General features: G+C 69.7%; 21 protein-coding genes. 15 read left to right on the plus strand and 6 right to left on the minus strand.

What is annotated here, in order from left to right; all coding sequences use genetic code 11:
* The first annotated feature begins 9 nt into the window (after positions 1-9).
* On the plus strand, positions 10-981 hold the full coding sequence (locus ACLJRM_RS22250; protein WP_410664174.1) for a zinc-binding dehydrogenase: 972 nt from the start codon (positions 10-12) through the stop codon (positions 979-981).
* A 32-nt stretch (positions 982-1013) separates the two neighbouring features.
* On the opposite strand, the gene ACLJRM_RS22255 is transcribed toward ACLJRM_RS22250, so the two are convergent.
* A complete protein-coding gene (locus tag ACLJRM_RS22255; protein ID WP_101609831.1) occupies positions 1014-1559 on the minus strand; it encodes a DUF3515 domain-containing protein in 546 nt (181 codons plus the stop codon).
* Positions 1560-1578: 19 nt separating this feature from the next.
* The gene (locus tag ACLJRM_RS22260; protein ID WP_101609830.1) at positions 1579-1812 is read right to left on the minus strand and encodes an Lrp/AsnC family transcriptional regulator; all 234 of its coding nucleotides are present in this window, start codon (positions 1810-1812) and stop codon (positions 1579-1581) included.
* A gap of 133 nt (positions 1813-1945) precedes the next feature.
* Here ACLJRM_RS22260 and ACLJRM_RS22265 point away from each other — a divergent pair, with 133 nt between their 5' ends.
* The 4 genes from ACLJRM_RS22265 (at position 1946) to ACLJRM_RS22280 (ending at position 4716) form a co-directional block, all read left to right on the plus strand.
* A complete protein-coding gene (locus tag ACLJRM_RS22265; RefSeq protein ID WP_101609829.1) occupies positions 1946-2902 on the plus strand; it encodes a thiamine-phosphate kinase in 957 nt (318 codons plus the stop codon).
* A gap of 62 nt (positions 2903-2964) precedes the next feature.
* Complete coding sequence (locus ACLJRM_RS22270; protein ID WP_101609828.1) at positions 2965-3435, plus strand: GNAT family N-acetyltransferase; 471 nt, start codon at positions 2965-2967, stop codon at positions 3433-3435.
* 8 nt (positions 3436-3443) lie between these two features.
* Positions 3444-3965, plus strand: a complete 522-nt coding sequence (locus tag ACLJRM_RS22275) for a gamma carbonic anhydrase family protein (protein ID WP_101609827.1) — start codon at positions 3444-3446, stop codon at positions 3963-3965.
* A gap of 73 nt (positions 3966-4038) precedes the next feature.
* Positions 4039-4716: a uracil-DNA glycosylase gene (locus ACLJRM_RS22280; protein WP_101609826.1), complete on the plus strand. Its 678-nt coding sequence runs from the start codon at positions 4039-4041 to the stop codon at positions 4714-4716.
* 211 nt (positions 4717-4927) lie between these two features.
* Here the strand turns inward: ACLJRM_RS22280 and rpmB are convergent, their stop codons facing one another.
* Positions 4928-5119: a 50S ribosomal protein L28 gene (rpmB, locus tag ACLJRM_RS22285; protein ID WP_007031450.1), complete on the minus strand. Its 192-nt coding sequence runs from the start codon at positions 5117-5119 to the stop codon at positions 4928-4930.
* 133 nt (positions 5120-5252) lie between these two features.
* Between rpmB and ACLJRM_RS22290 the strand changes: the two genes are divergently transcribed.
* From ACLJRM_RS22290 to ACLJRM_RS22310, 5 genes are all read left to right on the plus strand, one after another.
* A complete protein-coding gene (locus ACLJRM_RS22290; protein WP_101609825.1) occupies positions 5253-6836 on the plus strand; it encodes a DAK2 domain-containing protein in 1584 nt (527 codons plus the stop codon).
* Positions 6837-6840: 4 nt separating this feature from the next.
* Positions 6841-8994: an ATP-dependent DNA helicase RecG gene (recG, locus tag ACLJRM_RS22295; protein WP_410602816.1), complete on the plus strand. Its 2154-nt coding sequence runs from the start codon at positions 6841-6843 to the stop codon at positions 8992-8994.
* Positions 8995-9092: 98 nt separating this feature from the next.
* Positions 9093-9473 (plus strand): hypothetical protein, encoded by a 381-nt coding sequence (locus ACLJRM_RS22300; protein WP_101609823.1) that lies wholly within the window; start codon positions 9093-9095, stop codon positions 9471-9473.
* Positions 9470-11548 carry a caspase domain-containing protein gene (locus ACLJRM_RS22305; RefSeq protein WP_410664175.1) on the plus strand — a complete coding sequence of 693 codons (2079 nt, stop codon included), beginning with the start codon at positions 9470-9472 and terminating at the stop codon, positions 11546-11548. Before ACLJRM_RS22300 ends, ACLJRM_RS22305 begins: the two co-directional genes overlap by 4 nt.
* A gap of 2 nt (positions 11549-11550) precedes the next feature.
* A complete protein-coding gene (locus ACLJRM_RS22310; protein ID WP_101609821.1) occupies positions 11551-12054 on the plus strand; it encodes a GNAT family N-acetyltransferase in 504 nt (167 codons plus the stop codon).
* On the opposite strand, the gene ACLJRM_RS22315 is transcribed toward ACLJRM_RS22310, so the two are convergent.
* Together ACLJRM_RS22315 and ACLJRM_RS22320 are read right to left on the minus strand one after the other, a co-directional pair.
* A complete protein-coding gene (locus tag ACLJRM_RS22315; RefSeq protein WP_410664176.1) occupies positions 12044-12451 on the minus strand; it encodes a hypothetical protein in 408 nt (135 codons plus the stop codon). The genes ACLJRM_RS22310 and ACLJRM_RS22315 overlap by 11 nt on opposite strands.
* Positions 12452-13151: 700 nt before the next feature.
* Positions 13152-13766, minus strand: coding sequence for a TetR/AcrR family transcriptional regulator (locus ACLJRM_RS22320; protein WP_410664177.1), 615 nt, complete (start codon positions 13764-13766; stop codon positions 13152-13154).
* A gap of 31 nt (positions 13767-13797) precedes the next feature.
* On the opposite strand from ACLJRM_RS22320, the gene ACLJRM_RS22325 reads away from it, so the two are divergent.
* The 5 genes from ACLJRM_RS22325 (at position 13798) to ACLJRM_RS22345 (ending at position 21823) form a co-directional block, all read left to right on the plus strand.
* The gene (locus ACLJRM_RS22325) at positions 13798-14982 is read left to right on the plus strand and encodes an erythromycin esterase family protein (protein WP_410664178.1); all 1185 of its coding nucleotides are present in this window, start codon (positions 13798-13800) and stop codon (positions 14980-14982) included.
* A gap of 61 nt (positions 14983-15043) precedes the next feature.
* Positions 15044-15943, plus strand: coding sequence for a S8 family peptidase (locus ACLJRM_RS22330; RefSeq protein WP_410664179.1), 900 nt, complete (start codon positions 15044-15046; stop codon positions 15941-15943).
* A gap of 87 nt (positions 15944-16030) precedes the next feature.
* Positions 16031-19408 carry a pyruvate carboxylase gene (locus ACLJRM_RS22335; protein WP_101613431.1) on the plus strand — a complete coding sequence of 1126 codons (3378 nt, stop codon included), beginning with the start codon at positions 16031-16033 and terminating at the stop codon, positions 19406-19408.
* A 103-nt stretch (positions 19409-19511) separates the two neighbouring features.
* On the plus strand, positions 19512-20306 hold the full coding sequence (locus ACLJRM_RS22340) for an arginase family protein (RefSeq protein WP_101609816.1): 795 nt from the start codon (positions 19512-19514) through the stop codon (positions 20304-20306).
* Between the two features lie 230 nt (positions 20307-20536).
* Positions 20537-21823 (plus strand): PucR family transcriptional regulator, encoded by a 1287-nt coding sequence (locus ACLJRM_RS22345; RefSeq protein ID WP_410664180.1) that lies wholly within the window; start codon positions 20537-20539, stop codon positions 21821-21823.
* Positions 21824-21826: 3 nt separating this feature from the next.
* On the opposite strand, the gene ACLJRM_RS22350 is transcribed toward ACLJRM_RS22345, so the two are convergent.
* On the minus strand, positions 21827-23323 hold the full coding sequence (locus tag ACLJRM_RS22350) for an AbfB domain-containing protein (protein WP_410664181.1): 1497 nt from the start codon (positions 23321-23323) through the stop codon (positions 21827-21829).
* Positions 23324-23329: the final 6 nt, after the last annotated feature.

The following is a 23329-nucleotide window of genomic DNA, read 5'->3' on the forward strand; positions in this document are numbered from 1 at the left end:
CTTTCGTTCATGCAGGTGATCAGAGTGTCCCGATTCGGCGGTCCTGAAGTTCTCGAGCCGATCCAACTGCCCACTCCAGAACCCACGGAGGGTGAACTCCGCATCGCGGTGACGGCGGCCGGAGTCGGCTGGCTCGACGCCCTCATCCGGCGCGGTGACGGTCCCGACGTGTTCGAGGTCGAGCCGCCGTACGTGCCGGGTGGCGCGGTGGCGGGCACCGTCGAGGCGGTCGGCGCCGGAGTCGACGAGACCTGGCTGGGCAAGCCGGTCATCTCCAGCGCGAAGGGCGGGTACGGCGGGGGATACGCGGACAAGGTCATCGCACTGCCGGACAGCACCTTCCCGATCCCGGCGGGCCTCGACTCCCAGCACGCGCTGGCCCTGCTCGACGACGGCAGTACCGCGCTGGCGTTGCTGGAGAAGACCCCGGTCCTGGCCGGGGAACGGATCCTGGTGGCACCGGGCGTCGGCGGTCTCGGCAGCCTGCTGGTGCAGCTCGCCCGCGCGGCGGGGGCGACGGTCATCGCGGCGGTCCGCGGCGGGGAAAAGGCGGCGATCGCCCGGAAACTGGGTGCCGAGCCGGTCGACTACTCGGGGGCGGACTGGACCGGTGAGGTCCTCGAACTCACCGGCGGCGAGCGGCTCGACGTGGTGTTCGACGGCGTCGGCGGCGAACTGGGCGCGGCTTCGCTCGCCCTGCTCGGGAACGGCGGCCGGTTCTCCGGCTACGGCATGTCCAGTGGCGCGGAGACCGTGATCGGCGACGCCGACCGGGCCCGGCTGACCATTGTGGACATGGCGCAGCTGGCCGGGTTCTGGCCCGACGCGCCGCGCCGGGTGCGGGAGGTGCTGCGGCTGGCCGCGGACGGGAGCCTGGCACCGGTCATCGGCCGCACGTACCCGCTGGCGGAGGCGTCCGCCGCGCATTCCGACATCGAAGGACGGCGGTACACAGGCAAGACCCTGCTGGTCGTTCCCTGATCAGGAACACAGGCGGTCAAAAACGCAGGCGGTCAGAAGCGCAGCGGCACCGCGGGGAGGTTGGCGGCGATGACGTCCGAAATGGTCTGGAGCGGCCCGGTCCCCGCGGTGTCCGGCACGGTGAGTGCCGTGTAGACGGGACGGTCGACCACGAACCAGGTCGCCGTGCCCTCGCCCTGGACCTGCAGCCACTGGACCTTGTTGATGGTCCGCAGCTGCGAGGTCTGGTTGAGCTCCGGCGGCTTGCCGAGTCCGCACCGCAGGACCACCGGGTCGCCGGTGCCCCAGCCGACCGCCGCCTCCGGGGCGGGCTCGGCCAGCTTCCGCCGGACCAGCGTGTTCCCGGCCGACGTGAGTTCGTGCGGGAGGGCGCCGACGAGCTTCGCACAGTCGGGTGAACCCGACTGGAACGCCGGGATCGGGACGAGCGGGAGCGGCCCGGCTTCGGCCTGATCCGTGACGGGATCCGCGCCGCGCGTCAGCCCGAAGACGGCCACGCCCGCGACGAGCAGGACCGCCAGGCAGGCGGCCGCGATCAGCAGTGGTTTCGGGGGAGCGCCGGTGTCCGTGTCAGCCACCGGACAACTACACCACCTCTTACAGATTCACGACCGGGCAGGTCAGCGTACGGGTGATGCCCTCCACGTTCTGCACCTTGGCGACCACGAGCTGGCCGAGCTGGTCGACGGTTTCGGCAGCGGCCTTGACGATGACGTCGTAAGGGCCGGTGACATCCTCCGAACTGGTGACACCGGAGATGGTGGAGATCTCCGCGGCGACCGCGGCGGCTTTGCCGACCTCGGTCTGGATGAGGATGTATGCGTGGACCACGGCGCGCCCCTTCGTAAAAGTCGGCTCAAGGTAGGAACGTTGTAGCAACGTATCGCCAGCCCCGGGAAAAACCTAGGGCTTCCGACTATCGGTGATCGACATTTGTCCGGACAAGGGAAAGTGGAGGTGACGGGTGTCACCGAATGACGGCACGGTCGCCGGTACCGGTGAATTCCGGTTGATCGAGGCGGTGACGTCCGGCCGGAAACAGCCGGAGTCGACGCTGCTCGGACCGGGGGACGACGCGGCCGTCGTGGCCACCCCGGACGGCCGGACGGTGGTCTCCACCGACGTTCTGGTGCAGGGCGTGCACTTCCGCCTCGACTGGTCCAGCGCTGAACAGGTGGGGCGCAAGGCGGTCGCGGTGAACCTCACCGACATCGCCGCCATGGGCGCCCGCCCGACGTCCGTCCTCATGGGATTCGCCTGCCCGCCGGACACCGAGACGTCACTCGTCGTCGAGCTCACCAAGGGCATGTGGGCCGAAGCCGACCGCGCCGGCGTCGGGATCGTCGGCGGCGACATGGTGAGCGCGGGCCAGATCGTGATCAGTGTCACCGCGCTGGGCGACCTCGGTGGCCGGGAACCGGTGACGCGGTCCGGCGCCCGCCCCGGCGACGTCGTCGCGGTGTGCGGACGCCTCGGCTGGGCGGCCGCCGGGCTCGCCGTGCTCGGGCGGGGTTTCCGCTCACCGGTCAGCGTGGTCAACGCGCAGCGCTGCCCCGAACCGGACTACGAAGCGGGCGTCCGCGCGGCCGACGGCGGCGCGACGTCGATGATCGACGTGTCCGACGGGTTGCTGTCCGACCTCGGCCACATCGCCACCGCCTCCGGCGTGGGGATCGACGTGCGGACGGCGGATCTCGACGTGTCGAGCAGGCTGACCGAAGTCGGCACCGCCCTCGGCGCGGACCCGCTGAAGTGGGTGCTCACCGGCGGCGAGGACCACGCGTTCGCGGCCACTTTCCCCGCGTTCGCCGACCTGCCGGAGGGCTGGACCGAAATCGGCGTCGTGACGATGCCGGATTCGGGGGTGACGGTGGACGGGAAGCAGTACGGGCACAAGAGCGGCTGGGAGCACTGGCGCTAGCGTCCCGGTTGGGCCGATTACCTGCTTCCCCCGCGAGACGGCCGATGGCTAATCTCGCGCTCATGGACCTTCGTGTGCTGCCCTACGACCACCCCGACGCGGTGAAGCTGCTGGCCGAAGCCCAACTCGAACTGGCCGCCCGGTACGGCAGCGAAGACGAGACGCCGATGGACGGCGCTCAGTTCGCCGCACCGAAAGGGCTGTTCCTGGCCGCGTACCTCGATGACGCCCCGGTCGCGTGCGGTGCCTGGCGCGCGCACGACGGACCCGTTCCGCTGCTGCCCGGTGACGCCGAGATCAAGCGCATGTTCGTGATGGCCTCGGCACGCGGGCGGGGGCTCGCGCGGGCGATCCTCGCCGACCTCGAACGGACGGCGGCCGAAGCCGGGCGGAAGCGCATGGTGCTGGAAACCGGCGACAAACAGCCGGAGGCCATCGCGCTGTACCTGTCGGCGGGTTACCGGGAGATGCCGGGTTTCGGGTACTACAAGGACGAACCGGAAAGCGTCTGCTTCGGCAAGTCGCTGGTCTAGGAGAACGCATGCCGATCTACGCACTGGGCGACCTCGAACCCTCGATCCACCCCGACGCCTACGTCCATCCCGACGCCACGGTGATCGGCGACGTCCGGATCGCGGCGTTCGCGTCGGTGTGGCCGCAGACGGTGCTGCGCGGCGACCACGGGTACATCGAGATCGGCGAGCGGTCCAACGTCCAGGACGGCTGCGTCCTGCACTGCACCCGCGAGGAGCCGACGGTGATCGGGAAGTCCTCCGCCGTCGGGCATTCCGTGCACATCGAGGGCGCGCGGATCGGCGAGGGCTGCCTGATCGCGTCGGGATCGGTGGTGCTGAACGGAACCGTCGTCGAGGACGGCGGGATGGTCGGCGCTGGTGCGGTTCTCTCCTATGGGTCCCATGTGGACGGTGGGCACATCGCGCTCGGCGTCCCGGCGAAGACCCGGCCGAACACGTCGTTCGGGCCGGACCTGATCAAACGGGTCGTCGACGGGTACGTCGAGCGCGCGGCCCGGTTCCGGGTCGAACTCCGGCGGCTGGGCTAGGACGGCGCTGGTGACCGGTGTCTCAGTGCACCGGAAAAAGGGGCGCCGACCGGCCTGGGTAAGCTCGCTCGCCGTGACCGCACGACCGCTGCAGGACATCGTCGAAGCAGGCTGGGCGCAAGCCCTCGAACCGGTGGCGCCGCAGGTCGCCGCGATGGGGGAGTTCCTCCGCGCGGAGATCGGCGCGGGCCGGACCTATCTCCCGGCCGGGGAACATGTGCTGCGGGCCTTCCAGCAGCCGTTCCACGACGTCCGGGTGCTGATCGTCGGCCAGGACCCGTACCCGACGCCCGGGCACGCCGTCGGGCTGAGCTTCTCGGTGGCGCCGGACGTCCGGCCGATCCCGAAGAGCCTGATCAACATCTACAAGGAGTACGGCGAGGACCTCGGGCACCCGTTGCCGTCGAACGGCGATCTGACCCCGTGGGCAGACCAGGGTGTCCTGCTGCTCAACAGGGCGCTGACGGTGCAGCCCGGCAAGTCCAACTCGCATCAGGGCAAGGGCTGGGAAGACGTCACCGAGCAGGCCATCAAGGCGCTCGCCGCGCGAGACGAGCCGATGGTGGCGATCCTGTGGGGCCGCAACGCGCGGAACCTGAAGCCGATGCTGGGGAAGGTGCCGTGCATCGAGTCGGCCCACCCGAGCCCGCTTTCGGCGCACGCCGGGTTCTTCGGCTCGCGTCCGTTCAGCCGGGCGAACCAGCTGCTCGCCGACCAGGGCGCCGGCCCTGTGGACTGGAAGCTCCCCTGACCGCGCGATTGGTCCTCTAGTTGCGAAAGACCCCGCGACGCACGTCGCTGTGGCCGGTGTGACTCCTGAGGTGACGCTCAAGTCCGTGAAGGCCTCCTTGCCTACCCTCAAAGTAGGCAAGGAGGCCTTCACGGACTGCGGAGGCAGCTCGAACGCGCATAAAAAATGGCGGGTGCTCCGAAGAGCACCCGCCATTCCCCAAAAATCCGGCTCAGCCGCGAACGACCTTGCCCGCCTTGATGCACGAGGTGCAGGCGTTCAGGCGCTTGCGCTGGGACAGACCGATCTTGGCGTGAACGGTCTGGATGTTCGGGTTCCACCGGCGGTTGGTACGCCGGTGGGAGTGCGAGACCGACTTGCCAAAGCCCGGTCCCTTGCCACAGACGTCGCACACGGCAGCCACGTCGAACTCCTCTGGATCTGGGACAAAGAATGATGCGCCCAGCATGCTGGGCAACTCGACCATAGTAACCAGTGGCTCAGAGCCCTCCGGCACCGGGTCGATACCCTCGCTGGAACAGCTAGGAGGTTACGGCGTGCGGGTGCTGGACGTGGCGGCGGTGTCGGCTTGGTCGGCGGCCTGTGTGCACAGTTTGTCGGTGCTGCGGCCGGCGATCGACGGCATCAACGTCTACCCGGTCGCCGACTCCGACACCGGCTCCAACCTGCTGTTCACCATGACCGCGGCCCGCGACGCACTGGCGGAGGCGGAGCCCGGGACCACCGCCGAGGCGCTGGCGGCCTTCGCCAAGGGCGCGGTCGCGGCGGCCAAGGGCAACTCCGGCGTGATCATGTCGCAGGTCGTGCGCGGGATCGCCGAGTCGGCGGCGGCCAGGGACCTCGACGGGCCGGGGCTCGCGGACGCGCTCGGGTGCGCGGACAGGGCCGCCACGGGGGCGGTGAGCCGCCCGGTCGCCGGGACCATCCTGACCGTCCTCCACACCGTCGCCGCGACCGTCCGCGACGCGACCGGCTCACTCGAAGAGGTGGCCGCGACCGCGGCGAGCGTCGCCGCCGAGGCCCTGGAAGAGACCCCCAAGCAGCTGCCCGTCCTGGCGGTGGCCGGGGTGGTCGACGCGGGCGCCCGCGGGCTGGTCGCGGTCCTCGACGCCCTTGCCGGCGTGATCTCCGGCGGCATCACCGAGCCGGAACATCCGCTCGAAGCGCACCACCATCACACGATCGACCCGCCGACGGCCTGGGAGGTCATGTACCTCCTCGACGGCGTCGACGAGAAAAGCCTCCCCGGGCTGCGCAAGACCCTCAGCGGCCTGGGCGACAGCGTCACCGTGGCCGGCGACGGCGCGGGAAGTTTCGCCGTCCACGTGCACTGCGCGGACATCGGCGCGGCGCTGGAGGCCGGGATCGAGCTGGGCCGCCCGCGCAAGGTCCGGGTCGAGCCGCTGATCACGCCCACGCCGGTCGAGGTCGGCGGCGGTATCGACCGTTCGGTGGTCGCCGTGGTCCACGGCGGGCCGCTGGCCGAACTGCTGCGGGCCGAGGGGGTCGCGGTGCTGTCCGTGCCGCCGGGAGTCGCGCCGACGGTCGAAGAGATGCTGGGCCTGATCAACGAGGCCGCCGGGCACCACGTCACCGTCCTCCCCGGCGGTCAGGGGCTGACCGCGGCGGCCGACGCGGCGGCGGGGCACGCGATGGCCGCGGACCGCGACGTCGTCGTCATCCCGTGCGTGTCACCCGTTCAGGTGCTCGCCGCGCTGGCCGTGCACGACAAGGACCGCCGCACCAACGACGACGTCGTCGCGATGGCCGAAGCGGCCGCCGCCACCAGGCGTGGCGAGCTGCGGATCGCGCAGGAGGAGTCGCTAACCTGGGTGGGCCGGGCGCAGGCCGGTGACGTCGTCGGTCTCGTCGACGGCGAGGTCGTGCTGATCGAGCCCGCGCCCGCCTCGGAGACGAGCCTGGTCGCGGCGGCGGTCGGTGTGCTGAACCGGATGCTGGCCCTCGGCGGCGAGCTGGTCACCGTGCTGACCGGCGTCGGTGTCCCGGTCCGGTTGCCCGGCGAGCTGGCCGATCAGCTCCGCCTGGAACATCCCGAGGTCGAGTTGACGAGTTACGCCGGCGGCCAGACCGACGCCGTGCTGCTGATGGGGGTGGAGTGACCGGATGACGAACCTGCGCGCGGACCTCAAGCTGGTCGTGGGCGCGGCGACGGCGAAGGCACTCGCCAAGGGCCTCAAGATCGAGACGGTCAGCGACCTGCTGCGCCATTATCCGCGCCGCTACGCCGAACGCGGCCAGCTCACCGACATCGCCGGTCTCGAACTCGGTGAGCACGCGACCGTGATGGCGAGGATCGAGCGGGTCAACAAACGCCGGATGAAGGCGCGCAACGGCACCTTGCTCGAAATGGTGATCACCGACGGCAAACGCCGCCTGCAGTGCACCTTCTTCAACCAGGCCTGGCGCGAAAAGGACCTGGTGCCCGGCAAGAACGGGCTCTTCGCGGGCAAGGTCACCGCCTTCCGCGACGTCCTGCAGCTGGCGAATCCCGAGTACGAACTGTTCGACGCGGAACGCCAGGCCGAGGCGATGGACGACTTCCTCGCCGAGATCATCCCGGTGTACCCGGCGGCGCAGGGGATCCCGACCTGGGTGATCGCCAAGAGCGTGCGCCAGGTGCTGGACGTGCTGGAGGTCGACGAGGACCCGATGCCGCTGGAGCTGCTCGCCCAGTACGGCTTGCCCAGCCTGGAAAGCGCGCTGCGCGGCATCCACCGTCCGTCGGGCTGGGACGCGCTGAACTCCGCGCGCCGCAGGCTCAAATGGGACGAAGCCATGGCGGTGCAGCTGATTTTCGCGCAGCGAAGGCATTCCCTGGTCTCCCGGCCCGCGAAAGCCTGTCCGCACACCGACGGCGGCATCCTCGACGCCTTCGACAAGCGGCTCCCGTTCGCGCTGACCTCGGGCCAGGAGGAGATCGGCGAGGAGATCTCCCGGGATCTGTCCACCGAGCATCCGATGAACCGGTTGCTGCAGGGCGAGGTCGGTTCCGGCAAGACCGTGGTCGCGCTGCGCGCCATGCTGCAGGTCGTCGATTCCGGGCGGCAGGCGGCGATGCTCGCGCCGACGGAGGTCCTCGCCGCGCAGCACGCCCGGTCGCTGCGCGAGATGCTCGGCGACCTCGGGCAGGCGGGCGAACTCGGCGGCGCGGAGAACGCGACGCGGGTGACCCTGCTGACCGGTTCGATGGGCGCCAAGGAACGCAAGAAGGCGCTGCTGGAGACGGTCAGCGGTGAGGCGGGGATCGTCGTCGGCACGCACGCGCTGATCCAGGACACGGTGTCCTTCGCGGACCTCGGCCTGGCCGTGGTCGACGAACAGCACCGCTTCGGGGTGGAGCAGCGGGACGCGCTGCGCTCCCGCGGCGCGGACGAGACCAGCCCGCACGTGCTCGTCATGACGGCGACGCCCATCCCGCGGACGGTCGCGATGACCGTCTACGGCGATCTGGAGATTTCCGCGCTGCGGGTCATGCCCGCGGGCCGGTCGCCGATCAAGACGTCGGTCGTGCCGGTCGCGGAGCGCCCCGCGTGGCTGGACAGGGCGTGGCAGCGGGTCCGCGAGGAATGCGGCAAGGGGCACCAGGCCTACATCGTCTGCCCGCGGATCGGCGACGAACCGGCGTCGGACAAAGGCGACAAACGGCCGGCGCTCGCGGTGCTCGAAGTGGCGCCCGAGCTGGCCGAAGGTCCCTTGAAGGGGTTGAAGATCGGCGTCCTGCACGGCCGGATGCCCGCCGACGACAAGGACGCCGTGATGCAGGCGTTCGCCAAGGGCGACCTGGACGTGCTCGTCGCGACCACCGTGATCGAGGTCGGCGTGAACGTGCCGAACGCGACGGCGATGGTGATCATGGACGCCGACCGGTTCGGCATCAGCCAGCTGCACCAGCTGCGCGGCCGCGTCGGCCGGGGCAGCGTGCCGGGGCTCTGCCTGCTGGTCACCGAAACCCTGGACGGCACGACGACCCGGGAGCGGCTCGCCGCCGTCGAATCCACGACGGACGGGTTCGAACTGTCCAGAATGGACTTGGAGCTGCGCCGCGAGGGCGACATCCTCGGTGCCGCGCAGTCGGGGAAGAAGTCGACCCTGAAACTGCTGTCGCTGCTGCAGGACGAGGAAGTCATCGCCGAGGCACGCGCCCGTGCGTTGGAAATAGTCGAAAAGGACCCGGCTCTCGGGAATTACCTGGGGCTGGCACACATGATCGCCGACGTCGTCGACGAAGATCGTGTGGAGTACCTGGAAAAAAGCTGACGTGAACATCTCTGCCCGATCGGACCTTGCCGCCGGGCGGGCCGAAGGGTGTGCTTGTTCCGCACAGCCTCGTTCTGTGCGGGCGAGGGAGGCCGGGGATGACGTCAGCGGTGCGGATCCAACTCGGTGAGGACGGGGCCGACGCGGAGCGTGTCGAAAGGCTTGCCGGGTACCTGCGGGGCGAACTGCTCGACCGCGGGGTCGCCGACGTCAAGGCGTTGCCCGCCGGCCCGGCTCCGCCCGGCTCCCGCGGATTCGATGTCGCGACGGCAGGCGGGCTGCTGGTCACCCTGGGAAAGTCCGCCGAAGGCCTGCGCTCGGTCGTCGTGGCCGTGCGGGAATGGCTTTCGCGCGGTGGGCGGGTGAAGCGCACGGTGCGGCTGGAGATCGACGGTGACGTGCTGGAGCTGTCCGAAGCGAGCCTCACCGATCAGGACAAGCTCGTCGACCTTTTCGTGAGCAGGCATTCGACGCCATGACCGGCGAGCGGCGTGCCCTGATCATCGCCAACGGGGAGTACGACAACCCAGGGTTGAGCTCACTGCGTTCCCCGGCGGCCGACGCCGAGGCGCTCGCCGAAGTCCTGGCCGACCGCAACATCAGCGAGTTCGACGTCCAGGTGGTCCGCGACGAGACCGCGCACGTGATCGCGAGCCGGGTCGAGGACCTGTTCGCCGACAGTGCGGCCGACGACGTCCTGTTGGTGCATTTCTCTTGCCACGGCCTGAAAAGTGAGTCGGGCGAGCTGTTCTTCGCCGCCCGCAACACCCGGCCGGAACGGCTGGCGTCGAGTGCGGTCCCCGCCGATTTCGTCCAGCGCTGTATGCGGATGAGCCGGTCGCGGAGCATCGTCCTGCTGCTGGATTGCTGCTACGGCGGCGCTTTCAGCCAGGGGGTCGCGGTGCGCTCCTCCGGTGAGGTCAACGTGCTCGACGCGTTCCCCGGCGGTGGTTTCGGCGGCCGCGGGCGTGCGGTGATCACCGCGTCGAACTCCATCGAGTACGCCTTCGAGGGCGATCACCTCGCCGACGAGCACGCCCGGCCGTCGGTGTTCACCTCGGCTCTGGTCGACGGTCTCCGGACGGGGGACGCGGACCGCGACGAGGACGGCTGGATCGCGCTCAGCGAGCTTTACGACTACCTGTTCGACAGCGTCCGCGAGCGGAACCCGAACCAGACGCCCAGCCGCGACATCGAGATGCAGGGCGAGCTGTACCTGGCCAGGAGCAGGCGCCGCCGGATCAAACCGTCGCCGGTCCCGGCCGATCTGCGCGCGGCGAGCGAGGATCCGAACATGTTCACCCGCCTCGGCGCGGTCACGGAACTCCAGCGGCGCCTGACGAGTGAGAACCTTCCCGTCGCCATCGGGGCCCACGAAGTCCTCACCACGATGGCGCAGAACGACATCCAGCACATCGCCGAGGCGGCCGAGCTGGCGCGGCGGGAAGGACGGGTGCGGGCCGAGCCCGGCGGGGTGCGTTTCGGCGAGGTCGTCCGGGGATCGCGGCCGACCGCGCGGATCCGGCTGGACGGGCCGCCGATCGCGCGGGCCTGCCGTTTCGCGGCGTCGCATTCCTGGCTGCGGGTCACGGAAGTCGCCGACGGGGCCGAGATTTCGCTGGACCTGGTGGAACTCGGGGCGTTCGAGGGGCGGATCACGGTGACCGGGCCGACCGGTGAGGCGGTGGTGCGGGTCGAGGGCCAGATCGTCGAGGAGCCGAAGCCGAAGCCGATTCCGGCGCCCGAGCCGGGTCCGCCGCCGGAACCCGTCCGGGTTCTCGTGCTCCCACCGGTGCCCGAACCCGTGCGGCAGGCCGAACCCGCGGCTCCGCGGACCAAGGTCGACCCGTTCACCCGCGTGGCGGGCGGGTTCGCGATCACGGCCGCGATCTACCTGGTGGTCATCGCTTTCACGCTCAGCAGCAACGTGGAAGATTTCTTCGAGGACGGTGGCTGGACCGTGATCCCGCTCATCGCGCTCGCGCTCGGTGGGGCGGCCGCGATGTTCGCCTCGAAGACGCGCCGGATGGTCGGTCCAGGATCGCTGTGCGGGCTGGCGCTGCTTTCGACGATCCCGTTCGGTCCGGCCGTCCTCCTGATCTCCGATGGCTGCCTGATCCTCGCGGCCGTCTGCGCTTTGGTGGCGGTGCGGCGTGACCGGAGTTTCCGGCTCGGGCTGGGCAAACCCCGTGACCGGTTCGCCGTGGCGGCCGTCGTTCTCGCCCTCGTCGCCACGACCGGCCTGGCGATCCAGGCGGGCGAGCTGATCGACTATTCGTCGAGTCGCGCGGACGAGGGTGCGATCTATCTCATGGTCTCGGTGGTTCTCCTGCTCGCGACGGTGCTCGGCGCGCTTCTGCGGCCTGCCGTGTTCGGGATCGCCTTCCTCGGCGGCGTGGCCGGAGGCGGCACCGTCATGGTGTGCGTGCTGTCCTACGCGCTTCCGAGCAGTTCGCGCGTGACCGGTGCCGGCTGGGGGATCGCGCTGGGAGCGGTGCTGGCGCTCGCCGCCGTCACCGGTTTCGCCGCTTTCAGGAAGCAGGGAAAGGCCTGACGATGGCCACGATCCGCCTCGCGACCGTCGAGGACGCCTGGCCCATCGCCGAGGTGAACGTCCGGTCGTGGCAGTCGGCGTACCAGGGCCTGTTGCCCGAGCTCTACCTGCGCGATCTTTCGGTCGAGGGCCGAGCCGCCCGATGGCAGCGCGTCCTGGCAGACCCCGCCAACCGGGGCGACATCCTGGTGCTCGTCGAGGACGGCTCGCTCCTCGGCTTCACCGCCGTCGACAGGGTCCGCGGGGAACTGCGCGCGATCTACCTCGAACCTGAGCGCTGGGGCACGGGGCTGGGACGGCTGCTGCTCGACACCGCCGTCGCCGCGTTGCGGGATTCCGGGCACCATGAGGCGACGCTCTGGGTGCTCGACACGAACGTGCGCGCCCGGCGTTTCTACTCGGCCGCGGGATGGATGCCGGACGGGGCGGCGAAAACCGACACCATGCCCGGCGAGGACGTCCCGCTTTCCGAAGTGCGTTACCGGATCGACCTCGTCAGCGGGTGAACCAGGCGCGTTCCTCGGGCTTGTTGAGGACGACGATGACACCGATGGCGATGCCGATCCCGATCAGCTGGGTGATCGCCCCGCCGCTGAACAGGCTGATCGCGCCCAGCACGACGGACAGCCCCTCCACGCCCATGACCGTCGGCCGTACCCACGCCGAACCGTGGGAGATCCGCACCGCGCACGCGATCAGCACGGCGGAGACCACGAAGCCGAGGATCGCCAGCGCCAGCAAGAGTCCCGCTTCTTCGTTGCCGTGGTCGAGCTCGTTGATCGACAGGAAGGTCAAGAGCGTGCTGACGAGGATGTTGAGGACCGCCTGCAACCAGAGGAAGCCACGGACGAACCTGAGCTGGCGCGGCATTTCCAGCGGCCGGTTCCGGACTTCTTCGATCATGACGGGCTCCCTCTCTCGGCACGAAGACGCCAGTGTGGGCCCGGAAGTCACCGGCGGTTGAGGGTAAAAGTGTCCGCAGCCCGTGACAAACGTCCTTGCCGCTCACGAGCTTTGACGCCCTGTCTGGCCGTGGTGAGGGCCACGCCAGCCGTTCCGGGTGTCGCGAACGCACCTCCCGACCACCGCAGCTCGGTGGGGCTTGACGGGGAGTGGCGTTGCGAAAGTCACGTTCGCAACGCTGAAGGTTGTGAAAGCCACGTTCGCAACATCCGAAGCTCGCGAGCGAGTGAAGGCCCCCTTCATTGCGCTAGGCGCCCGGGTCTCGGCAAAGTCGGCTATCCGCACGTGTCAGGTTTCGAAGGCTTCCAGTGGGCTGGTTGTCGCCTGGCCGGGTGCGACTGTCCGACAAGTCCTGAAACACATCTGTCCGTGAGGTCCTGAAACAACACAAAGCGTTAGAACGACCTTTACCGCTCACGACCCCCTCGCAAGCCGCCCAAATCAGGCAAAGATGCGCCGGAAGTGTCCTCTGTGGACATTCGAGGAGCGTGTCTGGTCACGGTTGACGAGCCCACTCCGTCACCCCCTGCGACCAGCGGATAGCCGACTTTGCCGGAACCCTGGCGCTAGACGCAGTGAAGGGGGCCTTCACGTACTTCAGGCGACCACCGCTGCCGGGCGGGCGAGTGGCCAAAAGTTCTTACGACCCATGCGAGCTCGGGACGAAGGCGCCTTCCCGTGCGGCAAGGGCGACCGCTCGCGCCGTCACCCGCGCGTCCGCCACCGTGACGCCTTCCCGAGACAGGAACAGCCGGTAGAACATCGGCCCGCACACCGCCCGCACCAGTTCGTCGCCGTCCGTGCCGGGCGGAACCTCGCCCCGCGCGACGGCCCGCTCCGCGATCGGCGCCATCCGGACATGCCGGTCCCGATAGAAGTCGTGCAGCGCCTCGGCGGCCTGCGGCGACTGGAACGCCGCCAGTACCGACGCCGTCGGCAACTCCTTCAGCGCCGGTTCGGTGAAGTACCGCACGACCTCCGCCGCCACTGCGTGCAGATCGTCCTCGAGGGACCCGGTGTCGGGCGCCTTCCAGTCGTCCTCTGCGCCCATCTGCAGCGCGGCCGCGACGAGGCCGTCCGATGAGGACCAGCGCCGGTACACCGTCGTCTTGTGCACTCCGGACCGTTCCGCGACCGCGTCCACGGTCAGCTCGCTGAACCCGCGTTCGGCCAGCAGGTCGAGGGTGGCGTGCAGCACGGCCTGGCGGGTGCGCTCGGTCCGGCCGCCCGGCCGCTGGGTACCGGAGGTTGCCAATTGCTACTCCTGTTGCGTTAGTCTGGTCAGTATGTCAGACCCAGCGAAGATCGCCGAACTCATCGGGGACGCGAAGATCGTCGCCATCGGCGAGAACAACCACCATCTTCACGAGTTCGGGGACTTGCGCAAGCGTTTGCTCCAGCACCTCGTCGAGCACCACGGCTTCCGCGTGGTCGGTTTCGAGTCCGGCTTCGCCGAGGGGAAGCTCGTCGACGACTGGCTGAAAGGCGCCCCCGGAGACGTCGCCGACATCGGCCGCGACGGCTTCACCTTCTCGCTCGGCGAGTCGCCCGAGGCGCACGAAATGCTGACCTGGCTCCGCGAGCGCGGTGACGTTCGCTACTTCGGCCTCGACGTGCCGAGTTCCGCGGGCTCGCCCGTACCGTCGCTCGACGCGGTCCGCGCCTACCTGTCCACTGTGGACGAAGCGGCCGTGAGCCTTGTCGACGTGGCGATCGAGGCGACCAAGGGGTACGCGTCGGTCAGCAGCGCGGAATCGCCCGCCAAGTACGCCGCCTTCGACGCCGCCGCGCGGGACAAGGCCACGGCGGCGCTCACCAGGCTCAAAGCACATCTCACCTCGTTGCGCCCGGTGTACGGGAACACCGAGGCGCAAGCCGTCGCGGAACACCATGCCGAAGGCGCGCTGCGCCTCGACACCTACCTCGCCGAGGTGGCCGCGATGATGTCCGGTGACGCGCCCGCCCTGCAGAGCGGTTCGCGGGACGCGTATCTGGCCGAGACCGTCCGCCTGATCCGGCGGCTGCACGGTGACGACACGAAGATCGTCGTGATGCTCCACAACGGACACCTTCAGCGCGTGCCTTTCGCACCGTTCCCCGGGCTCACGTCACCCTCGGCCGGAACACATCTGGCCGCCGAGTTCGGCGACGACTACTTCGCGCTGGCGCTCACCGCGGTCGGGGGCGAGACCACCGGCCTCAAGCCGGATCCGGCCGCACGGCTCGGTTTCACCGTGTACCGCCAAGAACTCGACGTGCCCGCGGACGGCAGCGTCGAAGCCGAGGGGCCCGGGCTGGTGGACCTTCGCGCCCGGCGCGGAACCGAGGGACCCCAGAGCATCCGTCACGCGCACATGTTCAACGCCGTCGACGTCGTCAGCGCCTTCGACGCGCTGGTCTGCCTCCCGGAATCGACGGTCAGCGGCCACCTCCGACCAGCCCCAACCGATCGGGTGACGACCGGAGGTTGAGGTTGCCACCCGCGGGTGACAGGCGTAGGCCCGAGGAATGATCATTCGACTGGTAAGGGTCATGGCCGCGCTCGCCCTCGTGGTGCTCGTGGCGCAGCCCGCCTCCGCGACGGAAGTCCAGCAGAACCCGCCGAACTGGGGGCTGGACCGGATCGACCAGCGAACGGGCCTCGACCAGCTCTATCACTACGAGACCGACGCCAAGGACGTCACGGTCTACGTGATCGACAGCGGGGTCGACGCCGCCCATCCGGATTTCGGCGGCCGGGTGAAGCCCGGTAAGGACTTCCTCAACGGCGGCACGGACACCTCCGACACCAACGGTCACGGGACGTACCTGGCCGGGGTCGCCGCGTCGAGGACCTTCGGCGTCGCGAAGGCCGCGCAGATCGTCCCGGTCCGGGTGATCGACGCGCAGGGCGGCGGGTCGACCGACAAGATCATCGCGGGTATCGACTGGGTGACGCAGAACGCGAAACAGCCCGCGGTCGCCGTCCTCGGCATCGGCGGCACGCCCAACGACCAGCTCGACACCGCCGTCCGCGCGCTCGCGGCGGTCGTCCCGGTCGCCCTTCCGGCGGGCGGCGAGGCCACCGACGCGGGGCAGTTCTCACCCGGCAGGGTGACCGAGGCGCTCACCGTCGGCTCGACCGACGCCAGTGACCAGGTCGGATCCACCTCCAACTACGGCGAGGTCGTCGACCTGTTCGCTCCCGGCGTCGACGTGCCGGGACCCAACGCAGGGGGAAGCGGCGGCCGGGTGCTCAGCGGCACATCGTCGGCCGCCGCCCATGTCGCCGGGGTGGCCGCGCTGTACCGGTCCCTGCATCCCGCCGTCTCCGCGGCGGACGTCGCGAAGGCACTCGTGGACCTCGCTTCGGTGGACGTCCTGACCGGTGTCCACGCGGGCACCGCGAACCGGTTGCTGCAGAGTCCGGGGGCGCAACTCAAGCAGGGATGACGTCCATCACCTGGGCGACAACTCCCGCCCTGCGGGAACGGCAGGTAACGTGCCTCACCTACCGATCCGATGATGGGAAGGACCGGCATGTTCCGCAAGGTACTGGTCGCCAACCGGGGTGAGATCGCCATCCGCGCGTTCCGCGCCGGATTCGAGCTCGGCGCGGGCACGGTGGCTGTGTTCCCGCACGAAGACCGCAATTCGCTCCACCGGCTGAAGGCCGACGAGGCCTATGAGATCGGCGAACCCGGTCATCCGGTGCGGGCCTATCTGTCGGTCGAGGAAATCGTGGCGGCCGCCAAGAAGGCGGGCGCAGACGCCGTTTACCCCGGCTACGGCTTCCTCTCCGAGAACCCGGACCTCGCGCGCGCGTGCGAGGACGAAGGCATCACCTTCGTCGGGCCGAGCGCGGACATCCTCGAGCTGACCGGGAACAAGGCCCGCGCGGTCAAGGCCGCGCGCGAGGCCGGGGTGCCGGTGCTGGGCTCCTCCGAACCGTCCTCCGACATCGACGCGCTGATCGCCGCGGCCGAGGAGATCGGCTTCCCGGTCTTCGTGAAGGCCGTCGCCGGCGGTGGCGGGCGCGGGATGCGCCGCGTCCTGGAACCCGCACAGCTGCGCGAGTCCATCGAGGCCGCCGCGCGCGAGGCCGAGTCGGCCTTCGGCGACCCGACGGTGTTCATCGAGAAGGCCGTCGTCGAGCCGCGCCACATCGAGGTCCAGATCCTCGCCGACGGCGAGGGCAACGTGATCCACCTCTACGAGCGCGACTGTTCGGTCCAGCGGCGGCACCAGAAGGTCATCGAGCTGGCCCCCGCGCCGAACCTGCCGTCCGAACTGCGGGACCGGATCTGCGCCGACGCGGTCAAGTTCGCTCGCCAGATCGGCTACCGCAACGCCGGTACCGTCGAGTTCCTGCTCGACAAGGACGGCAACCACGTCTTCATCGAGATGAACCCGCGGATCCAGGTCGAGCACACGGTGACCGAGGAGGTCACCGACGTCGACCTCGTCCAGTCGCAGCTGCGCATCGCCTCCGGCGAGACCCTCGACGACCTCGGTCTCTCGCAGGACAAGGTGTACCTGCGCGGCGCGGCCCTGCAGTGCCGCATCACCACCGAGGATCCCGCCAACGGCTTCCGTCCGGACACCGGGATGATCAGCGCGTACCGCTCGCCCGGCGGTTCCGGCATCCGCCTCGACGGCGGGACCGCGTTCTCCGGCACCGAGATCAGCGCGCACTTCGACTCGCTGCTGGTGAAGCTCACCTGCCGCGGCCGCGACTTCACGACCGCCGTCGGCCGCGCGCGGCGCGCCGTCGCCGAGTTCCGGATCCGCGGCGTGGCCACGAACATCCCGTTCCTGCAGGCCGTCCTCGACGATCCTGACTTCCGCGAAGGCCGCGTCACGACGTCGTTCATCGAGGAGCGCCCGCATCTGCTCACCGCGCGCCACTCGGCCGACCGCGGGACCAGGCTGCTGACCTACCTCGCCGACAAGACGGTCAACAAGCCGCACGGCGAGCGTCCGCGCACCCTCGAACCGCAGGTCAAGCTGCCCAAGCTGGCCAAGGACCTCGAACCCGCGCCCGGCTCGAAGCAGAAGCTCGACGAACTCGGCCCGGACGGTTTCGCGCGCTGGCTGCGGGAGTCGCCGACCATCGGCGTCACCGATACCACCTTCCGCGACGCGCACCAATCGCTGCTCGCCACCCGCGTGCGGACGAAGGACCTGCTCGCCGTCGCGCCGGTCGTCGCGCGGACCACGCCGCAGCTGCTCTCGCTGGAGTGCTGGGGCGGCGCGACCTACGACGTCGCGTTGCGGTTCCTCGCCGAGGATCCCTGGGAGCGGCTGGCGAAGCTGCGGGCGGCGGTGCCGAACATCTGCCTGCAGATGTTGCTGCGCGGCCGCAACACCGTCGGCTACACGCCGTATCCCACCGAGGTGACCAACGCCTTCGTCGAGGAGGCGACGGCGACCGGGATCGACATCTTCCGGATCTTCGACGCGCTCAACGACGTCGAGCAGATGCGCCCGGCGATCGAAGCCGTGCGCGAGACCGGATCCGCGGTCGCCGAGGTGGCGCTCTGCTACACCTCGGATCTGTCGAACCCGGCCGAGAAGCTGTACACACTGGACTACTACCTCAAGCTGGCGGAGCAGATCGTCGGCGCGGGGGCGCACGTCCTGGCCATCAAGGACATGGCGGGCCTGCTGCGGGCGCCGGCGGCGGTGCGGCTGGTGACCGCGCTGCGCAAGGAGTTCGACCTCCCGGTGCACATCCACACGCACGACACCGCGGGTGGGCAGCTGGCCACGTACCTGGCCGCGATCCAGGCGGGCGCGGACGCGGTCGACGGTGCCGTCGCGTCCATGGCGGGCACGACCTCGCAGCCGTCGCTTTCCGCGCTGGTCGCCGCCACCGACCACTCGGACCGGCCGACCGGGCTGGACCTGCAGGCCATCGGCGATCTGGAGCCGTACTGGGAGAGCGTGCGCAAGATCTACGCGCCGTTCGAGGCCGGTCTCGCTTCGCCGACCGGGCGCGTGTACCACCACGAGATCCCCGGCGGGCAGCTGTCGAACCTGCGCACGCAGGCGATCGCGCTCGGCCTCGGCGAGCGGTTCGAGGACATCGAGGCGATGTACGCGGCCGCGGACCGGATCCTCGGGCACCTGGTGAAGGTCACGCCTTCGTCCAAAGTGGTCGGTGACCTCGCGCTGCACCTCGTCGGCGCCGGTGTCTCGCCGGAGGACTTCGAGGCGGAGCCGAACAAGTTCGACATCCCCGACTCGGTGATCGGCTTCCTGCGCGGCGAGCTGGGCGACCCGCCCGGCGGCTGGCCGGAGCCGTTCCGCACCAAGGCCCTCGAAGGCCGCGCGAAGCCGAAGCCGGTGCAGGAACTGTCCGAAGAGGACCGCAAGGGGCTGGCCGAGAACCGGCGCCAGACGCTGAACCGGCTGCTGTTCCCCGGGCCCACGAAGGACTTCGAGGCGCACCGCGAGCAGTACGGCGACACTTCGGTCCTGCCGTCCAAGGACTTCTTCTACGGGCTGCGCCCGGGCGAGGAGTACTCGGTCGACCTGGAGCAGGGTGTCCGGCTGCTGATCGAGCTGGAGGCCATCGGCGAGGCCGACGAGCGCGGTCTGCGCACGGTGATGTCGACGCTCAACGGCCAGCTGCGCCCGATCCAGGTCCGCGACACCTCGATCGCGTCGGACATCCCGGCGACGGAGAAGGCCGACAAGGGCGACCCGAAGCAGATCGCCGCGCCGTTCGCGGGCGTCGTCACGCTGCAGGTGTCCGAGGGCGACGAGGTCGAAGCCGGTGCGACGGTCGCGACCATCGAGGCGATGAAGATGGAGGCGTCGATCACCGCGTCGGCCGGCGGCAAGGTGTCGCGGCGCGCGATCAACGCCGTCCAGCAGGTCGAAGGCGGAGACCTGCTGCTCGTCCTGGAGTGACTGACGTGAGCTGAAGGGGCCCTTCACCGCATGCGACGCGGTGAAGGGCCCCTTCGTCGCGTCTTATGCGGTGAAAGGCCCCTTCAGCCACTAACGTGGTCCGGTGCTGATCAACGCCGTACCCCAGTTTCAAGGCGCGCTGACCAAGCGTGCGCCGGAGTTGCCCGAAGGCTGCGTCGCGCTCGCCGAGCTGGCCGGTCACGTGCTGGGCGTGCCGGTGCACCACATCCGGCAGACCCGCGAGACCTCGCCGGTCGTCGACGGCGTCGCCAACCGCGAGGTCCTCATCGGGGAGAACCGTGCCGCGCAACTCGCCGCGCTGGAGGCACCGGGCGGGCCGGTGCTCACCATCGGCGGTGACTGCGGTGTCGAACTCGTCCCGATCGGGGTCGCGCGCTACCGCTTCGGCCCCGGCCTCGGCGTCGCCTGGTTCGACGCGCACGCGGATCTCAACACCGCGGAGACGTCGCCGTCGGGCGCGTTCCACGGCATGGTGCTGCGCTCGCTGCTCGGCGAGGGCGACCCGGACTTCGCCGCGAACCCGCCGGTCGAACCCGGCCGCGTCGTGCTCGCCGGAACCCGGGTCTTCGACGACGCCGAGCGGGCCGTGGTCGATCGCGGGCTCGTCGTCGAATCCGCCGACCTCGCCGCCGGGCTGGCCGGCGCGGACAAGGTGTACGTCCATCTCGACCTCGACGTGCTCGACCCGGGGGAGTTCGACGGCCTGAACTACCCGGAGCCGGGTGGCTTGACGATCGAGCGTCTGGTGGCGATGCTTCGCGGGCTGAGCGACTTCGAGGTCGTCGGCGCGGGAATCACCGAATGCGTGGGCACCGAGGTGCGCGTGCTCGAACCCGTGCTCGAAGCACTCGGGGAATTGCTCACTCCCGCGCGGTGACGCTCCGTCACGGCAACCTCACCTTCGGCCGTTCGTACGTACCACGCGAGGCGTTTGCCGGGCACTTGTCATCAAAATTCAGGGGCGACCCGTGATTTTGTCACAACGGTGACAAGAAATCGGTTTCTTCTGCGGAAGGTGACACATTCACGAGCGAGTTTGCGATGTGTTCGTTGTCACCCCACGACGATTGTGGGGTGCCGGACGCTGGGCGGAGCAAAGGAGCTGCGATGACGTTGGAGCGCGGAATCGAACACGCTGCGCCGCATCCCGCAGCCTTGCCGCGCAAGCTCGCCGACATTTTGCGGCCGGAGCTGGGCAGTCTCGCCAACGAGATCGTCGACGAGATCCGGGCGACCATCCCCGCGTACGCGCGCCCGCTCGACGGGCCCTACGGCAAGTCGATCCGCGCGGGCGTCGAGTACGCGATCACGCTGTTCGTCGCCCAGATCGCCGATCCCACCGTCTCCAAAGAACAGTCGCACGAGGTCCACCACCGGCTCGGGCAGAACGAGATGCGGGAAGGCCGTAGCCTCGACACCCTCCAGTCGGCCTACCGGGTCGGCGCGCGCGTCTCCTGGCGGCGCATCATGCGCGTCGGCCGCCGCAGCGGGCTCTCGTCTGCGGTGATGTCGCAACTGGCCGACGCCATGCTCGCGTTCATGGACGAACTCGCGTCCGTCGCGCTGGACGGCTACCTCGAAGCGAAGGCGCGCACCGCGGGCGCCTTGGACACCTGGCGCCGGAAACTGCTGCACCTGGTGCTGGAAACCCCGCCCGCGCCGTCGAAGGCGATCGCGGAACTCGCGCAGCTGACCGGCTGGACGGTGCCCGAACGCGCGACGCCGGTGGTGCTGCTCCCGATCGACGACACCGTCAGACCGCGGCGGCACAACGCGGTGGATTCGGACGTCCTGGCCGAACTCGACTGCGCCGAGCCGCGCCTGCTGGTCCCCGGTGAGATCTCCGGCGCCCGGCTGGCCACCCTGCAGGCCGCGCTGCCGGACTACCGGCTGTCGATCGGCCCGTGCCGTCCGCTGGACTCCGTGGCCGATTCCCTGCGCTGGGCCCGCGACGCGCTGCACCTCTCCGAACGCGGGATCATCCAGGCCCGCCGCGTGATCCGCGCCGAAGAACACCTCGCCACCCTGCTCGTGAACGCCGACGCCGCGCTGACCTGCCAGCTGCGCGACCGGCTGTTCGCCCCGCTCGCCGAGATGACCGGAAAGCAGCAGGAACGACTGCTCGAAACCCTTCGCGCCTGGCTCGACAGCCAGGGCAACGTCGTCGACATCGCCGAACGCCTCCAGGTCCACCCGCAGACCGTCCGGTACCGCATGCGGCAGCTGCAGGCGACCTTCGGCGCGCATCTGCGGGACCCGGGGGCGCGGTTCGAAATGGAACTCGCGCTGCGGGCGGGGGTCGGCCAGGCCTCCCATCCGGCTACCGACCACGCGATCCCGGAGGTGCTCCCGGTGCCGCGTCGCAGTCCCCAGTGGACGCCGAGCGGGTCTTAGCGTTCACGACCCCGGGTAAGGAGCGCTCGCCTGCCAGACGATGTCGGTGGCGTACCCGGTGGCCGTGTCGTGCGGCTGCTGCCCGCTCCCGTTCGCCGCCCAGACCTGGTTCTGGAACTGTCGCAGGTACCTGCCGCGCAGCGTGAACGACTCCAGCGTGGCGGTGGTCCCGGTGGTTCCCGCCTTCGTGCACCATGTCGCGTCGGAACGAAACTGGTCGGTCCCGTCGGACGGCGCGATGACCACCCGCTGCCCGGACTGGCGCAGATAGTGTTCCGGGAACCGGACTGATTCGAACGAATGGCAGTTCACATCGGCTTTGCCGGGTACGACCCGCCACGTCGCGTCGGCGCCGTCGCCGCCGGAGGCCCCCGCGGCCACCACGGCGTCACCGGAACCGCGCAGATACCGGTCGCCCGAGAACCGCAGGGACTGCGTCAGCACGGCGTCCTCGTATTGCCCGACGCGAAGGAACAGTTCGACGTCGTCGTAGGTCCCCGCGAGTGCCGCGTTCGCCGCTGTCACCAGAGCCGGATGCACCCGGCTCTGGTCGGCCCTGGTCTTGAGCTCGAAGGCGAGACGCCGGTCGGCCTCGCCCTTCTTCTTGAGCCATGCCTGCCAGTCCTTGAAATTCGCCTGGTGGATCCCGGTGCCGATGTAGGCGACCAGGTCGGCGGGATTCGGGCTGCGCAGCGCCCGTTCGGCCGCGGCGCGGACCTCGCTGCTCGGCTTGGCCCGGTCCCACAGGTCCATGACGAAGTTGACGTCGGGTTCGACCAGGTGGCCTTCGGTGGCGACGAGCGCCACGACCGCCGCCGCCCGGATCCGGGCGTCCCGGGCGTTGCGCCTGGCCTTCTCCTCGGCGTCGGCCTGCTGGTCGGCGTCGACAATCGCCTTCTGGTCCGCTTCACGGGCGGCGAAGATGCCGGTGAGGATGAAGGCCTTCAGGTCGGCGGGTGAACCGTTGTACGCCGCCAGCGCCGCTTCCTTGAGCAGTGGGCCCGAGGCTTGCTGCCACATGGCGAAGACGAAGTCCTTGTCGCTCTGGATGAGCAGTTCGACCGGGGCGACGATCCCGTTGACACGTGCGGCGCGGTCCTTGTTCTCACGTGCGGCCCTCGCCGCCGCGTCGCTTTGCAGCTTGTGCGCCTGGTCCCGGGCGTTCGCCTCGCGGACGCCGGTTTTGATCCACTGTGTCCATTCCGATTCCACGCCGGCGTAGGCGAGTTCGGCCGACGCCCGGACTTCGGTACCGGACGCGCGTTGCCACAGCGCGAAGACGAAGTTCCGGTCGGTCAGGATGAGCAGCTCCGGAGAAGCGACGACACCGATCTCCTGTGCGGCGCGGACCTTGTCGTCCTGAGTGGCGGGCCGGGGTGGATCGGTCGTGACAGCGGCCGTCACGACCGGTTCGGCCACCGCCGGGGTGACCCCGGCGAGCAGGGCCAGTACGGCGGCGGGCACGAGGCCGCACAAGGCGAGCGTTCTTCTTGCGTCCATTGTGGA

Origin of the sequence: Amycolatopsis sp. lyj-84, assembly GCF_046549075.1 — a bacterium.
In the GTDB taxonomy this organism is placed as follows: Bacteria; Actinomycetota; Actinomycetes; order Mycobacteriales; family Pseudonocardiaceae; genus Amycolatopsis.